At 61.3% G+C, this 13,639-nt stretch carries 16 protein-coding genes; 7 read left to right on the forward strand and 9 right to left on the reverse strand.

All coding sequences use genetic code 11. From position 1 onward, the window contains the following. Positions 1-34 precede the first annotated feature (34 nt). Complete coding sequence (locus ACYVAC_RS12085) at positions 35-1,174, reverse strand: hypothetical protein (protein WP_461097941.1); 1,140 nt, start codon at positions 1,172-1,174, stop codon at positions 35-37. Between the two features lie 181 nt (positions 1,175-1,355). Here ACYVAC_RS12085 and ACYVAC_RS12090 point away from each other — a divergent pair, with 181 nt between their 5' ends. Next, positions 1,356-2,105, forward strand: coding sequence for a phosphatidylinositol-specific phospholipase C/glycerophosphodiester phosphodiesterase family protein (locus tag ACYVAC_RS12090; RefSeq protein WP_461097942.1), 750 nt, complete (start codon positions 1,356-1,358; stop codon positions 2,103-2,105). A gap of 11 nt (positions 2,106-2,116) precedes the next feature. Here the strand turns inward: ACYVAC_RS12090 and ACYVAC_RS12095 are convergent, their stop codons facing one another. From ACYVAC_RS12095 to ACYVAC_RS12130, 8 genes are all read right to left on the reverse strand, one after another. After that, positions 2,117-3,016 carry a CE1 family esterase gene (locus ACYVAC_RS12095; protein WP_461097943.1) on the reverse strand — a complete coding sequence of 300 codons (900 nt, stop codon included), beginning with the start codon at positions 3,014-3,016 and terminating at the stop codon, positions 2,117-2,119. Positions 3,017-3,115: 99 nt separating this feature from the next. Beyond that, a complete protein-coding gene (locus tag ACYVAC_RS12100; protein WP_461097944.1) occupies positions 3,116-3,406 on the reverse strand; it encodes a hypothetical protein in 291 nt (96 codons plus the stop codon). A gap of 162 nt (positions 3,407-3,568) precedes the next feature. Next, on the reverse strand, positions 3,569-5,935 hold the full coding sequence (locus ACYVAC_RS12105; protein WP_461097945.1) for a gliding motility-associated C-terminal domain-containing protein: 2,367 nt from the start codon (positions 5,933-5,935) through the stop codon (positions 3,569-3,571). A 119-nt stretch (positions 5,936-6,054) separates the two neighbouring features. After that, positions 6,055-6,555, reverse strand: a complete 501-nt coding sequence (locus tag ACYVAC_RS12110) for a 2'-5' RNA ligase family protein (RefSeq protein ID WP_461097946.1) — start codon at positions 6,553-6,555, stop codon at positions 6,055-6,057. Between the two features lie 64 nt (positions 6,556-6,619). Next, a complete protein-coding gene (locus ACYVAC_RS12115) occupies positions 6,620-6,919 on the reverse strand; it encodes a hypothetical protein (RefSeq protein WP_461097947.1) in 300 nt (99 codons plus the stop codon). A gap of 69 nt (positions 6,920-6,988) precedes the next feature. Next, complete coding sequence (locus ACYVAC_RS12120) at positions 6,989-7,345, reverse strand: DUF7674 family protein (protein WP_461097948.1); 357 nt, start codon at positions 7,343-7,345, stop codon at positions 6,989-6,991. Positions 7,346-7,546: 201 nt separating this feature from the next. Beyond that, positions 7,547-8,431 (reverse strand): cation diffusion facilitator family transporter, encoded by an 885-nt coding sequence (locus ACYVAC_RS12125; protein WP_461097949.1) that lies wholly within the window; start codon positions 8,429-8,431, stop codon positions 7,547-7,549. 167 nt (positions 8,432-8,598) lie between these two features. Then, positions 8,599-9,057, reverse strand: coding sequence for a hypothetical protein (locus tag ACYVAC_RS12130; protein WP_461097950.1), 459 nt, complete (start codon positions 9,055-9,057; stop codon positions 8,599-8,601). Positions 9,058-9,229: 172 nt separating this feature from the next. Between ACYVAC_RS12130 and ACYVAC_RS12135 the strand changes: the two genes are divergently transcribed. From ACYVAC_RS12135 to ACYVAC_RS12160, 6 genes are all read left to right on the forward strand, one after another. Further along, positions 9,230-9,736, forward strand: a complete 507-nt coding sequence (locus ACYVAC_RS12135) for a Rieske 2Fe-2S domain-containing protein (RefSeq protein WP_461097951.1) — start codon at positions 9,230-9,232, stop codon at positions 9,734-9,736. Positions 9,737-9,771: 35 nt separating this feature from the next. Further along, positions 9,772-10,206 (forward strand): thioredoxin family protein, encoded by a 435-nt coding sequence (locus tag ACYVAC_RS12140; protein WP_461097952.1) that lies wholly within the window; start codon positions 9,772-9,774, stop codon positions 10,204-10,206. Next, positions 10,203-11,180, forward strand: a complete 978-nt coding sequence (locus ACYVAC_RS12145) for an FAD:protein FMN transferase (RefSeq protein WP_461097953.1) — start codon at positions 10,203-10,205, stop codon at positions 11,178-11,180. Before ACYVAC_RS12140 ends, ACYVAC_RS12145 begins: the two co-directional genes overlap by 4 nt. Before the next feature lie 15 nt (positions 11,181-11,195). Then, positions 11,196-11,420 carry a DUF4266 domain-containing protein gene (locus tag ACYVAC_RS12150; protein WP_461097954.1) on the forward strand — a complete coding sequence of 75 codons (225 nt, stop codon included), beginning with the start codon at positions 11,196-11,198 and terminating at the stop codon, positions 11,418-11,420. An 11-nt stretch (positions 11,421-11,431) separates the two neighbouring features. Beyond that, positions 11,432-12,634 (forward strand): DUF3570 domain-containing protein, encoded by a 1,203-nt coding sequence (locus ACYVAC_RS12155; protein WP_461097955.1) that lies wholly within the window; start codon positions 11,432-11,434, stop codon positions 12,632-12,634. Positions 12,635-12,915: 281 nt separating this feature from the next. Continuing rightward, positions 12,916-13,560 carry a response regulator gene (locus tag ACYVAC_RS12160; RefSeq protein WP_461097956.1) on the forward strand — a complete coding sequence of 215 codons (645 nt, stop codon included), beginning with the start codon at positions 12,916-12,918 and terminating at the stop codon, positions 13,558-13,560. Positions 13,561-13,639 lie beyond the last annotated feature (79 nt).

Genomic DNA, 13,639 nt, shown 5'->3' on the forward strand with positions numbered 1-13,639 from the left:
AAATGTACTCATTTGTCCATGGTTCGCCAACCGCTCAGCGGGGTCGATTCAGGATGTAGCGCGCCGTGATGGCCTGCCCGGCGGGGCCGGCACTCAGCTGCGACTGCCAGTTTTGGTAACCTAGCCCGCCGGACGCCGTTTCGCGGTTTACGGTCAGACTGAGCAGGGCCAGCTCGAACATGAACCGGTCGCCCAGCCGGTAGGCCACGCCCAGATCGAGGGCTCCGCCAAACTGATGCACTACGGGGTCCGGGGTGTCCAGCGATCGTAGCTGACCGTACGCCAGCCCGATACGGCCAAATCCGCTGAGCCGCCCCGACCCGGTATACCGCTGGTAGTACGGATTGATGCGGACGGACAGCTGCGCATTGCGCGTAGTGGCCATACCCGCGCCAATCGTCTGGCGGGTCAGGCTAACCGGCAGGCGCAGTCCGATCAAACTGTTTTTGCGCACGAAGTACCCAACCGCCGGACTAATGGTCAGCGTAGTGGTGGTCAGGCGGCCAGCATTGTCCATACCGGTCAGCAGCTCTCCCTCCGTAGAAACCCGGTTGAGCCCGAAGGTGCCTTCGAGCAGCCAGTTGCCCGCGTTGGTCTGTGGCAACACCGCCTGATCGGCTGGCAGGTTGGCCTGCCGGCCAGCGCCCGTCCAGTAAACGAGCCCGGCCCCGAACGAACTGACGGGTGCCGGCAACGCCCCCTGCCGCACCAGCAGCTGCAGCGCCAGCCGCTCGTTCAGCGCGTACATGGCGCCCCCTTCCAGCTGCGGAAACAAGCTGAGCGCGTTGGCCCTGGCTTCCGGGCTGGCTGACTGGCGCAGCACCACGTGCCGCGAATACCCAATCCCTATGCCAGCCCCGGCAAACAGCTGCCAGTTGCCCACGTCAAAATACCGACGCACGTAGGGCCTTAGTTCAACCTGCGTCTGCCTGATTTGTGTCGCATCCGGGTCATTCTCGCCCCGCACCTGGCTCCAGCCTGCCTGCACCCCACCCCCAACCAGCCATCGATCAGACACGAAACGGCCGTATTCCAGATACAGGGCCGGCTGTATCGAGCTGGCCCTGCGCTGGTTTACCGCGTTTTTGGTCGTACTATACGAAGTAGTGAGTGAAGCGGTAAGCACGGCATCGCCCTGCCGGGTCTGGGCCGACGCCCGTGCGCCGAGTAACATAACGGTTACCACTATTAGTCTTTTTAGCATACTACGTTGAGCTATATCAAGATCGGAAAGATATAGACTCAACTGGCTGGTAGGGAGCCCACCAATGCTTAATAAACCTTAAATACACTAAACGGTCGTTGCGCCATTTCGCCGGGGGTTGCTTACCTTGCCCCCTCATCCAGCTACTGCCATGGTTCGTTTTTGTCTGTTTATCGTTGGCTACTGTCTCGCCACGAGCGGGTTGGCGCAGAAAATTTTCGCCCACAACGACTATGCCCAGCCGCAGCCCTTCTCGGCCGCCTATGCCCAGCGCGCCGACTACATCGAAGCCGACGTGTGGCTACTCAACGGGCAACTGGTGGTGTCGCACGAGCGGCCCACGGCGGGTGCCCCAACCCTCGACTCGCTTTACATCCGGCCCATTGCCGCCCTGTTTGCCCAGCACAATGGCCGGGTCAGCGCCGACCGTAGCTATACGTTCAGCCTGATGATCGACGTGAAAGAAAATCCCGACGAGGTGCTGCCTGCCCTGATGAAACTGCTCCAGGCCAACCTGCCGAGTTTCAACCGGGCGGCCTCGGCGCAGGCTGTGCAGGTTATTATCAGCGGCAACCGCCCCAAAATAGACCGATATTTCGACTATCCCCTGCTGCAATTCGACGGGCGGCCGAGCGAAGTGTATGACACCGAAACGCTGCAGCACATCGCCCTGATCAGCGACAGCTTCAGCTCCTACTCGCGCTGGGACGGCACCGGCGAACTGCCCGAAGCCGACCGCGACAAACTGAAACGGGTGATCAAACGGGCCCACAGCGACGGCAAACCCGTTCGGTTCTGGGCCATTCCCGATGGGCTCAATGCCTGGAAGCAACTGAAAAAACTGGGCGTCGACATCATCAACACCGACCACGTAGCCGAAGCCGTTCGTCAGTTGCGCTAGGCAGACTACCCTTACCGGATTTGTTGCCCAAAAAAGCGCAGGGCTTCGAGGTGTACGTCGATATCGCCGGGGTAGTCGTGTTTGCCCCCGATTACTTTCAGCAGCACAACGTCGGGCTTACCGGCTGCGTGGTAGGTATAGCGTTCGACGGTGCGGCCATCGCCCGGATTGGTGTCGGGCAGTTTTTCCAACGTGGGCTGCCCCGTATGGTGCGCCAGTCCGGCCCAGTACGCCAGCGTCTGCCCGGTCGAGCGCACCCGGCCCATATTCATGTTACCCCCCAGCACAACTGCCCCCCCTTCGTAGGGGTTGATGGGGTCTTCGGTCCCATTGACGATCATAACCGGCAGCGCCCGCCCCGACGGCACACAGTCGAGGTTGGTCGAGTCGGGCAGGTTGGCGATAATGGCCGTGATGGCCCGGAAAGTGCGCGGCATGGTCAGGCCCAGCTTGTAGGCCATGTGCCCGCCCCCCGACGTACCGACCACAAATACCTGCTTCGGATCGATGCCGTACTGCTTTTGCAGGGCGGCAATCATACCGCTGAAAAAGCCCTGCTCATCGACATCTTCCTGATTGGCAGCCGCCGGCGAGGCTTTACGGCATTCGTTCCAGAACCGTTTGTATGCGTCGGGATATACCACGAGTGTTTGCTGCCGGCGGGCTACCGGCTCGAGCGTGGGCACGGCCCGCTGCATGGACCGCCCATCGCCCCCCGACCCGTGCAGCACGAAAACCAGACTACGCGGCCGATCGGTGCCCGACGGTTTGGTGTAATGATAAGTCCGGTAATGCGGCCCCACCCGTACCGAATCGGACACGAGCTGCGCCCGTACCACCCCGACTGACCCAAAAACGGTCAGAAACCCTGCCAGTACATACCGCCCATACGAGGCCATTCCCTGAATCATAAGCTGACGTTGACGCGCTGAATCTGTGGTTTTGCACCCCTAACATACGCAAAAGTAAAGGGATGAGGGCGCCTGCCTATACGATAACGCTATTGAACGCTACTGGCCGGCGAAGGGCGTACCGAAGATACCAACGGCCAGTTCGAGCCAGACGAGCACAAACACCACCAGTACCAGACAGCCGATCGCCAGTCGGTAGCCGGGTATTTTGATTCGGTGCCAGACCAGATCGAGGCTCAACCCCAGCCCCGACAGCAACAGACCAGCGGCCAGGAAGTCGGCACCCGTCCACTGCACGTCCGGCGTGAACTGCATGGCAACGAGCGGAATAAGCAGCAACAGCGCGACGCCCAGCGCAATACCAATCAGGCGTTTAGGATATAGTGCCATATAATTGTTGTTTTTATTAAAAGCACTTTGCAAAACAAAGTTAGGAAATTAATCTGCTTGTTTGTACCCCTCCTTCCTAAAAATATCACCAGCGCTAACGTCGGACTTACTGACCTGAGCCGGTCACCTTTTTATAACTTCATGCGTATCCGCTACGCGGTCTCACCGAACGAGCAAGACAGTGCCGCGCTGGGGCGGGCGTTCAGGGTGGGTGTATAACGTGTACGGATACGGCCCCGCCGGCAGCAGAGTTCCCGCCAGTTGCCCATCGAACGGGCGAAACAGGATGGCCGATGACCGATAAATAACCGTTCCCCAACGGTCGTACACGGTCAGCACAGCTTCGGGGTAAGCTTCCAGCCCAATCAGCTGCCAGACATCATTGACCCCATCGTCGTTGGGTGAAAACGCATCCGGGATAAGCACCCGCGCGGCCAGCCGAATCAGCACCGACCGGGTGGCCGTGCAGCCAGCAGCGGTCGTCACGGTTAGCTCGTAGCGACTGTCGCCCGCTAGTGGCCCTACCCTGGGGGTGGCACTGGCGGGGTTGTCCAGATCGCGGGCCGGCGACCACAAAAACGAGATCGGGTCACCCGTCAGGGCTGGGCGCAGGGTCAGCACCGCGCCCGTCGCGGAGAGCAGCGTGTCGGGCAGTAGAATGGTGGGCAGCGGAGCCACAACGACCGTTCGCGAGGCTGTCACAGCGGGGCAGTCCGGCACCGGCGCAACGGTGTAGGTCAGCACGTGGCGCCCCAAACCCGCCCGAAGCGACTCAAAGTAAGCATCCCGAACACCCGGCCCGCTGTATGTGCCGCCGGCCGGACTGCCCAGCAGCTGAACGGGCGGGGCCTCGGTGCCGCAGACCGGCGCGATGGAATCGAGGGTGACCGGCGCACTGGCAACGCCCGTCAGGTCGACCACTGGCGCTGTTCCCGCACACCCGTCGGGCGCTACAGCCGTAACCATATACTGGCCCGGTGCTTTGACCACGAAGCGGGGACCCGTTATGCCCGGCACCGGCGTTCCGTTTTGCTGCCATTGGTAAGCCGCCCCACCCGTAGCCAGCAGCGCCACTGAATCGGCCGGGCAGAGTCGGGTTTTTCCACCAGCGGCCTGCAGCGTGGCCACTATGGGCGCTGACCGGGTCAGGCTGACCGGTTCGGTCGTAATTACGCAGCCCAGCGTTTTGTGGGTCAGCGTCAGGCCGTAGAGCCCCGGCTGGGCCGTGGGCAGCGAATCGGCCGTGCGGTTGGGCAGCGGCACGCCCCCCAGCAGCCATTGATAGCCATACGCGGGGTCGGGCCGGGTGCGGAGCGTTACCTGCCCCGATTGGGCACATAGGCGCCCCTCGGCCGTGATGGCGGCCTCGCCCCCTAACACCGACACCGTCAGGCTTTGCGACCCACTGCTCTGCCCGCACACCGCCGTTGCCGACACCACCAGACTATACTGCCCGCTCGTCTGCACCGCCAGCGTTGCTCCGGTCTGGCCGGCCAGGTTGACGCCGTTCTGCTGCCACTGGTAATGCAGCCCCGGATCGGCAAGGGCCTCCAGCGTAGTCGATTTGCCCCGGCAGATCGTGGTCGACTGCACGTCGGCCGATTGCCCGGTTAACCGCACCGCAGGCGTTGGCACCGCGGCAGGTCCGCAGTCGACGACCAGCAGTTGCAGCTCACGCCGAACCTCGCCGATTTTTACGCCCTGCCGAAACTCCTGCACGCTCACGGCGAAGGCAAACAGGCCCGTCTGGCTGGGCCGCACGGTAAGCTGGCCCGTCTGCGCATCGACCGACAGGGCCGGGTTGCCGGGAATAGCTTTGGTGGCACTGTAACCCGCCCCCCAGGTCACGTTGGGATAGGGCCCGGCCGTGGCCAGATTCTGGGCCGCCGTGGCGCTGCTGAGCGGATTGACCAGCGCGTAGCGCAGCTCGTCGCCATCGGGGTCGGTGCCGGCGAGGCTGGTGGTATAGATTTCGTTGAGACAGGCGACATCGCCATTGAGTGGCCCAAACCGGGGCGACGAGTTGGCAAACGGACGCGCGTCGCGGGTCAGGGGCGGAAATTCGAGGTAGAACGTAAAGCCACTCTGCGCTGGGTTGGCGATGTTGGTAAGTGCGCCCATCCGAAAGCGCGTCTGGAAACCGATGTAGTAGCCGTCGGGCTCGAAATACACGGCCGGATCGAGCTGGATGGTGGTTTCGTAGGTTACTTCGGTCAGGTTGATGCGGTTGGCTTCGGCGCAGCCCGGGTTGGCAAACACCAATGGCTGGCGTACACCGGTCTCACTCACGTTGAAGGTGGCTACCAGCAGGTTATCGCGCCGGCGGCAAATGCCCAGAATCACACCAGCCTTGTCGGGCGCAGCGGTATTGTCGATGTAGGTGGTAACGGTGATCCGGAAGCGCCCCGGCACGTTGTCGATGGTCTGCATCGAGAGGTGCCCGCCCGTCTGATTGCCGGCCCATGCCGGGCCACCCACGCCCCACAACACCCACCCGTAAACCTGACCAAGCAAAAGAAGCCAACGCATACCCCTGATTACTCCCTTATTTTTATCGACTAATACCCCTGTCGCCCTGTAAGTTACGTAAGTTTCGGCGTGTACCCTAGTAGGTCTTACGCCCGAAAGCCGGCCGGCAGCAACACCCCTCAGCCTAGTTGGACCGTCAGGCTTGTTTGCCAGAGGCCGCCATCGACCTGTTCGATCAGCGAAACCGTCCGGAAGAGCAGCCCCGTAGGCAGATCCATTGCCTGTATCCGGGCAAACTGCTCGTCGGTGCAGGTTGCATTGCGGGGATGGATGAGGGTGATGTGGGGTTCTGGCTGGGCAGGACTATCGACCACGCCCCGCAGCACCTGTTCGCGCAATTGCTGGTAGGGCAGATAGGGCGCTACAGCGGGCAGCAACACACCCGCCCCGCCGGCCACGCGCCGGACCGGGCCAAACCGGATCGGGATCGGCGCCTGCCGGAGCCGGACCATATTGGCCAGCACCAAGTCGAGCCGAAGCAACTCGTCATCCCGACACAGGGTAACGTGACTATCGATCAGGGCGTGCTGTACGGGGTTGAACTGCCGCCGGATCATGTCGATGGCACGGCTTTCGGTTGGTGACACAAACAGGGTCAGCTGGCGTCGGATATGGGTCATGGGCAGGCACGGTCGGCGTTAGTCCAGCGCTTTGACCAATCGGTCGGGTGGTCCGGGCAAAGCGCTACGGCCCGGTTGCTACGCCAAAAATACCACTCCACGCGGGTCCGAACTCCGTGGTGAAGGCCCGCTCCAGCACAATCCGGACGGGGGTCAGCGCATTGACATTGTTGATAGCCCGGCGTAGATCATCGACCGCTGTCTGGGCCGTGGCCCCCACCCGGTGGGTAACCAGGGTTGTCGCGGGCAGGTAAACCGGCCGGTTGGTACTGTCGTGCAGGGTATGGGTGTAGCCCAGCTTTCGCAGTTCCTGCGTGATGGCTGTCTGGTTGGTCGATACGTCGAAGGTAAGCAGAACGGGCATGGCTCGGGTCAGTTGGTCACGCCGGTTTATCGGCGATGGACGCAAAAGGTGATCCCCCCCGGCCCAAGCCTACGGCAGGCTGGCGGCAAGCTGACGGTGGTATTCGGCCTGCAGCCCCGGCGGCATTAGGTAATGAATAACCTCGGCCCGGTTATCCCGTGTGTCGAGCACCATACTCAGGTGGTAGACATAGATGGTGCAGACGGCGTTACTGCAGCGTCTGTTGTCGGACAGCAAAAGCGATTCGGCCGCCAGCAGGCAACGCTTGACGGCCCTGAACCGATGCTGCCTGGCCAGTTCGTCGGTTACCTCGAAAAGTTTGTACAGGGTTATGTAGAGCGACACATTGTCGGACAAGGCCATGAAGTTGGTTTCGGCTTCGGGGATGCGGGCGGCCAACCAGGCCCGCAGCGTTGATTGATCCATACTGGATTCCATAGACTGGATACACGATTTTGCCTGATCGTGCCAATGCAGGGCCAGTTCCACCACCAATCGCACAATAACCTGATCCGCTGCCGGTTAGGCCCGCAGGCCGCCCCCGCATAAAGGCAGAACCCTGCCATTCTGAAAGCCTTGTTTTTCAGAATGGCAGGGTTCTGCTTACCGGGCAGAACGGGTGGGCCGTCAGTCGGGCTCGACGTGAATCATTACGTCGTATATGTTGGGCCTGGCCGCCATAATGGTGCGTTTGACAGCGTGGGCAATGTCGTGGCCCTGCCGCACGGTGAGCTCGCCCGGCACATGAATATGCATGTCGACGAAGTATTCGAACCCGGTTTTGCGCACGAGGCATTTCTGCACGGTACGCACCTGGGGTACCGACAGGGCCAGTTGTTCGAGTTCGGTTTGCCAGTCGCCGGCCGGCGTTTCGTCCATGATTTCGCCAAACGAGGGCCGGAAAATATGGTAGGCGTTGACCAGAATAAAGGCCGACCCGACCAGAGCCGCCCAGTCGTCGGCACTTTCGTAGCCCGGCCCGCCGATGAGCGCGATGCTGATGCCGATAAAAGCCGTAGCCGAGGTAATGGCGTCGGAGCGGTGGTGCCAGGCGTCGGCCTTGACGGCACTGCTTTCAACTTCTACCCCCACCTGCGCAATGCGCCGAAACAGCACTTCCTTCACCAGCACCACACCGGCCAGCACAAACAGCGTAAAGGGTTTGGGAATGGCGTGGGGCTCCTGAATGTGCTGCACACTCTGCACGGCAATCATCACGGCGGCTCCGACCAGCGCCAGCGAAACCACCATGGCCGCCAGTGGTTCGGCCTTGCCATGGCCGTAAGGATGATTTTCGTCGGGCTCGCGGGCGGCCACCCGCAAACCGAACCAGACAAATACAGACGTAACGATATCGGTAGCCGACTCAACGGCATCGGCCACGAGGGCGTAGGAGTTACCCAGCAGGCCGGCTGTTCCTTTCACGAGCGCCAGCCCAACGTTTACACCGATGCCTACGAGGGTACTCTGCTGCCCGCGTTCAGCCTGCGTCAGTTTTGACGATTGTTCCATACTCAGTCGGGCGCTGGTTACTGTCAGCTACGCCCCCGCCCCGGGGCCGGCGCAACTGCATCCGATGAAGCGACAACCCGCCCCCCGTGGGCCGATTGCCTTTCCCTAGTAACCGCACTTTTGTCCGATAGGTTTACGGGGCAACGGCTGGCCACCTGCCCCGCTCCTTACCGCGCCAGCACCAGGTGTTCATCATCGAGCGGCTCCCGGTTGTCGAGCATCAGCTGTTCGCTGGTCGATGCCGCGTTCAGGTTCCAGCTTTTCGTTATGGTTTTCACCGGCTTGTCGTTGCCGAATGTGAGCGTTACGGTGGCCACCGCCGGAGCCGCCCCGTAGTAGGTTACGCCCCCCTGGGTCGACGACCAGCTGCCGCCAAATGAGCGGCCGTTCTGGGTTGCCGTCAGGGCACCGTTGCGGGCAAAAACAAACGTCAGGCCGGCAAAATCGCCCGTCTTGTCTTCGGCGCGCTGCCGGTAGCTGCGCACGGTCCAGCTACCGGTAGTCAACACCGGCGCTACGTCGGTCAGGGCGTTGGGGGCCGGCGTTACGGCCGGGGTCGTCGATGGGGAACAGGCACCGAGTAGCATCGGCAGCAGGAGCGCGGTACAGATGGTCAGCGTTTTCATGGTTATCCGGTTTACAGGGTTTGGCTCCTGTACGGACCCAGTGCTCAACGGGTTGCGTGGGGCCAGCCACCGGTGCGACAAACAGCTGATCACAAAATCACGAATCGGCGTGCAACACGAAGCCGGCAAAACCCGTATAGGGGGATATACTCAGGTAATTGTTCACTTGCTGATGACACGCTTCGACTTTTTAAAATCGCTCGGCTTCACCGGTGCCGCGCTGATGGCGGCCCTTACTTCCTGCGTGCATCCCGACGATTCGGTCGTGGACGCGCTGACCATTCCCGGTCCAAATGCCACGACGCCTGGCACCGCCACCACGACCCCGGTAACCACGACCACCACCACGGGCGGTGCCGACCTGAGCACCATCACGAATCGCCTGCTGACCCTCGACCTGAACAGTTCGGCCGCTGCGAATCTGAAAAGCGTGGGGGGCTACATTACCCAGAACGGCGTAGTTGTGGCGCAGGTCAGCCAGGGCGTTTATGTAGCGGTAACGCAGACGTGCAGCCACGAGCCCAAGAAAAATGTCATTTTCAACAAAACTGAATTTTACTGCACCGTCCACGGCGCCCGTTTCGACCTGACGGGTAAAGGCAAAAACAGCTTCGGCAGCCGGGGCATTGCCGTTTATAAAGTAGCCACCAGTGGCAGCACCCTGGTGGTCTATAGTTAATGCATCGTTCCGAACTTGTTCTCCCCGTTTATCCAATGAAACTCCTGCTTATCTCACTCCTTACGCTGTTTACCGTCGCGGCCCCCGGCTGGCAGCTCAATTTCGAGCAGGCCAAAGCCGAAGCCCGGCAGGACCATAAACTTATTCTGCTCAATTTCTCGGGCTCCGACTGGTGCGGCCCCTGCATCAAACTCAAGAAAGACATTTTTGAGTCGGCCGAGTTTGGGCAATTTGCCACCGAAAAGCTGGTGCTGGTCCGGGCTGATTTTCCGCGGCTGTCGAAAAACCAGCTCGACGCCCGCCAGACCGCCCACAACGAAGCCCTGGCCGAACGCTACAACCCACAGGGAAAATTCCCGTTCACGGTGCTGCTCGACCCTACGGGCAAAGTGCTTAAATCGTGGGAGGGCTACCCGGCCTCGCTGACCGTCCCTTCGTTCAAGGCCGCTATCGAAGCCGCCGGCCAATGAGCAGCCAGCCGGGTCTGCACCGACGCGTGCAGCGGTTGATGGGCAACCGGTTCGAGCTGACGGTGGTAAGCGATGATGCCGACTGGGCCAGCGACTGCCTCGACGCGGCCATTGCCGAAATCAGCCGCATCGAACGGCTGCTGACGACCTACGACGAGCGGAGCCAGACCAGTCAGATCAACGCCAGTGCCGGCCGCCGGCCCGTGCGGGTCGATGCCGAGGTGCTGGCCCTGATTCAGCGGTCGCTGCAGCTGTCGGTGCTTACGCAGGGCGCGTTCGACATCACCTACGGCTCGCTCGACAAGCGGCTCTGGAATTTCGACACCACGCTGACGGCCCTCCCCGACCCCAGAACGGCCCGGCGCCTGGTACGGCTGATCGATTACCGCAAGGTGCTGGTCGACCCCGCTGCGGGCACGGTGATGCTTGCCGAAGCGGGGATGCGCCTGGGCTTCGGCGGCATCGGTAAGGGCTATGCGGCCGAGCAGGCCAAACGACTGCTGCAGGCCCGGGGCGTTACGAGCGGCATTGTCAACGCGGCCGGCGACCTGACCACCTGGGGGCTGCAGCCCAACGGCAAGCCCTGGACCATTGGCATTGCCGACCCCGACGCGCCCTACCGCGCGGCCGATGGCGACCGGGCCTTCTCTTACCTGGCCATCAGCGACCGGGCGGTAGCCACGTCGGGCAACTACGAGAAATACGCGATCATCGACGGCCGACGCTATTCGCACACCATCGACCCCAAAACGGGCTATCCTGTAACGGGCATCAAGAGCGTGACCGTGCTGGCTCCCAGCGCCGAGCTGGCCGATGCCCTAGCCACCCCCGTGCTGGTGATGGGCGTTCGGGTCGGGCTCGACCTGATCAATCAGCTACCGCAGGTAGCCTGCATCGTTATCGACGACACCAATCGACTATACACCTCCACCAATATTCGGCTGACCACCGCCGGGCAACCGGCCAACGGCTGAACCAACCAGACACGTATGACCAGACAACGAACCGGCGCGGGGCTACTCCTGACGCTGCTGGCCCTGACGACCACGGCCTGTACCACCGTAAAAGAATACCAGAAAAGCCGTATCAACGATGCCGACATGGAGCTGTCGGCCCGCAAATCGGAAAAGTTCGAGCAGAATTTTTACCTCTACCGCGAAGGCGCGGCCGGGGCCAACGGGGGTAAAAGTGGGGGCGGCTGCGGCTGTAATTAAGCGATACCGACATGAAGAAAATCTGCCTATCGGTAAGCCTGCTGCTCGGTCTGATGCGGGCCGGCTATGCCCAGACAACCGCACCGGCCTACGAAGCCCGCAAGCTGAAAATTGAGGAGCTAAACCTGGTATCGAGCTACTACAACCAGGACGGTAACAACTCGGCCGTGACGGGGGGCATCGGCAGCGAAAAACTAACCGACTACGCCCAGTCGTTCGACCTCGTACTGAAATCGACCGACCGCCGGAACCGGCAGCACAGCCTGGTGTTCGACCTCAACATCGACCACTACACCTCGGCCTCGTCGGACAAGATCGATCCGCTCACCGTGTCGTCGGCGTCGCGGAGCGATACGCATATATACCCCACCGTGTCGTGGAGTGTACACGACGACGCCAGCCGCACCACCAAAGGCATTGCGCTGTCGTACTCCACCGAATACGATTACAAGTCGTATGGCATCAACCTGAGTTTTGTGAAAGCGTCGGCCGATAACAACCGCGAGCTGAGTGTGAAGGCCGGCGCTTTTTTCGATACCTGGACGGTGATTCTGCCGGCCGAACTGCGACCCGAGGGCTACGGCTCGGGGGCCGAGGGCGATACCGACCCCGTCGACCACAAACCCCGCAACTCCTACAACGCCGGCCTGTCGCTTTCGCAGATCGTCAACAAGCGGATGCAGGTGCTGCTGACGGTTGAGCCCGCTTTTCAGCAGGGGCTGCTGAGCACGCCCTTCCACCGGATGTATTTTACCGATGGGTCGGAAACGGTGGAGCGGCTGCCCGGCACACGGCTCAAACTGCCCGTGGGCCTGCGGCTGCACTATTTCTTCGGCGACCGGGTAATTCTGCGCAGCTTCTACCGCTATTACGTCGACGACTGGGGTATGCAGGCGCACACGGTCAACCTCGAAACGCCCATCAAAATTACGTCCTTTGCGTCGGTCAGTCCGTTTTACCGCTACAGCCGGCAAACGGCCGTGCGCTACTTTGCCGCCTACGGGCAGCACGCGCCCACCGACCGCTATTACACGAGCGACTACGACATTTCGGGCTTCACGAGTCAGTTTCTGGGGGCCGGCGTTCGGCTGGCGCCCCCCGGCGGCCTGCTCGGCATCCGGTCCTGGCAGAGCGTCGAACTGCGCTACGGCCACTACACCCGCAGCACCGGCATGGTAGCCAACAGCATCACATTACTGGCGAAGTTCAAATAACGTACCCCCCTCGGCCAGCTGAGCCGCACCGGCCTGACATTCATGGGCATCTGTTTGCCAAAAAGGGCCTGTACGCACTGTACAGGCCCTTTTCTTTGTCGACCAATTGCCTAGGGTTTTCACTAATTTTTGGGCAACTGGGGTTTCCCCTAGTAGACAGACACTCGACCAATCCTAATTTTGCTAAACAAAGTTCAATTTTTGATAGAGCTGTGCCCCAGCTTTGTCATCATTGGTTAAGTAGGTTTGCCTTCCTCTTTTTTTGCCTTACCGATTTGTACATGATCCGCTTACTGATCGCCGACGATCATGCTGTGTTTGCCGATGGCATTGGTGCCCTGCTGGCCGGAACAGCGGATATCAAGGTGGTCAGCTGCTGCTACAGCGTTCCCATGGTGCTCGACACCCTGGCCCGCGAACCGGTCGATGTGATTTTGCTGGATCTGTCGTTTCCGCAACTTACCGACGGGCTCGCCTTATGCGAGCAGCTTGCCGCCCGCCACCCCGCCCTGCACGTGATTGCGCTGACCATGCACGACGATGTGAGCGTTATCCAGCGCATTTTTCGCCAGGGTGCCAAAGGATACGTGCTCAAGAACACCACCCGAACCGAACTCATCCAGGCTGTTCGCACGGTCTATCAGGGTCAGCCCTACGTGAGCCCCTCGCTCCACCCCGTCATGCTGGCGGCTACAGCCGCCGATCAGGCAGCGGGCCGGACGACCAGCCGCCCCACCCTGACCTCCCGCGAAGCCGACGTGCTGCTGCTGCTGCGGCAGGGGCTGTCGACCCAGCAGATTGCCCATCAACTCTGTACCAGTGCCGATGCCGTGGATTTTCACCGGAGCAGCCTGCTGATGAAGTTCAACGTGCCGACCGTGCCCCAGCTGGTGCAAACCCTTGCCAATGCCGTCAATACCGATTAACCCGGCCCCTGCGGCCCCATGCTCCCGTTTATGACCAATACCCCTGCCTGCACAGGCTCCCCGACCCTATTTTCTACTA

Source organism: Spirosoma luteolum (assembly GCF_054778875.1).

Coding starts and splice junctions, on each gene's coding strand:
- ACYVAC_RS12085 (WP_461097941.1), bottom strand. CDS start 1,174: ATGTTACTCGGCGCACGGGCGTCGGCCCAGACCCGGCAGGGCGATGCC.
- ACYVAC_RS12090 (WP_461097942.1), top strand. CDS start 1,356: ATGGTTCGTTTTTGTCTGTTTATCGTTGGCTACTGTCTCGCCACGAGC.
- ACYVAC_RS12095 (WP_461097943.1), bottom strand. CDS start 3,016: ATGATTCAGGGAATGGCCTCGTATGGGCGGTATGTACTGGCAGGGTTT.
- ACYVAC_RS12100 (WP_461097944.1), bottom strand. CDS start 3,406: ATGGCACTATATCCTAAACGCCTGATTGGTATTGCGCTGGGCGTCGCG.
- ACYVAC_RS12105 (WP_461097945.1), bottom strand. CDS start 5,935: ATGCGTTGGCTTCTTTTGCTTGGTCAGGTTTACGGGTGGGTGTTGTGG.
- ACYVAC_RS12110 (WP_461097946.1), bottom strand. CDS start 6,555: ATGACCCATATCCGACGCCAGCTGACCCTGTTTGTGTCACCAACCGAA.
- ACYVAC_RS12115 (WP_461097947.1), bottom strand. CDS start 6,919: ATGCCCGTTCTGCTTACCTTCGACGTATCGACCAACCAGACAGCCATC.
- ACYVAC_RS12120 (WP_461097948.1), bottom strand. CDS start 7,345: ATGGATCAATCAACGCTGCGGGCCTGGTTGGCCGCCCGCATCCCCGAA.
- ACYVAC_RS12125 (WP_461097949.1), bottom strand. CDS start 8,431: ATGGAACAATCGTCAAAACTGACGCAGGCTGAACGCGGGCAGCAGAGT.
- ACYVAC_RS12130 (WP_461097950.1), bottom strand. CDS start 9,057: ATGAAAACGCTGACCATCTGTACCGCGCTCCTGCTGCCGATGCTACTC.
- ACYVAC_RS12135 (WP_461097951.1), top strand. CDS start 9,230: ATGACACGCTTCGACTTTTTAAAATCGCTCGGCTTCACCGGTGCCGCG.
- ACYVAC_RS12140 (WP_461097952.1), top strand. CDS start 9,772: ATGAAACTCCTGCTTATCTCACTCCTTACGCTGTTTACCGTCGCGGCC.
- ACYVAC_RS12145 (WP_461097953.1), top strand. CDS start 10,203: ATGAGCAGCCAGCCGGGTCTGCACCGACGCGTGCAGCGGTTGATGGGC.
- ACYVAC_RS12150 (WP_461097954.1), top strand. CDS start 11,196: ATGACCAGACAACGAACCGGCGCGGGGCTACTCCTGACGCTGCTGGCC.
- ACYVAC_RS12155 (WP_461097955.1), top strand. CDS start 11,432: ATGAAGAAAATCTGCCTATCGGTAAGCCTGCTGCTCGGTCTGATGCGG.
- ACYVAC_RS12160 (WP_461097956.1), top strand. CDS start 12,916: ATGATCCGCTTACTGATCGCCGACGATCATGCTGTGTTTGCCGATGGC.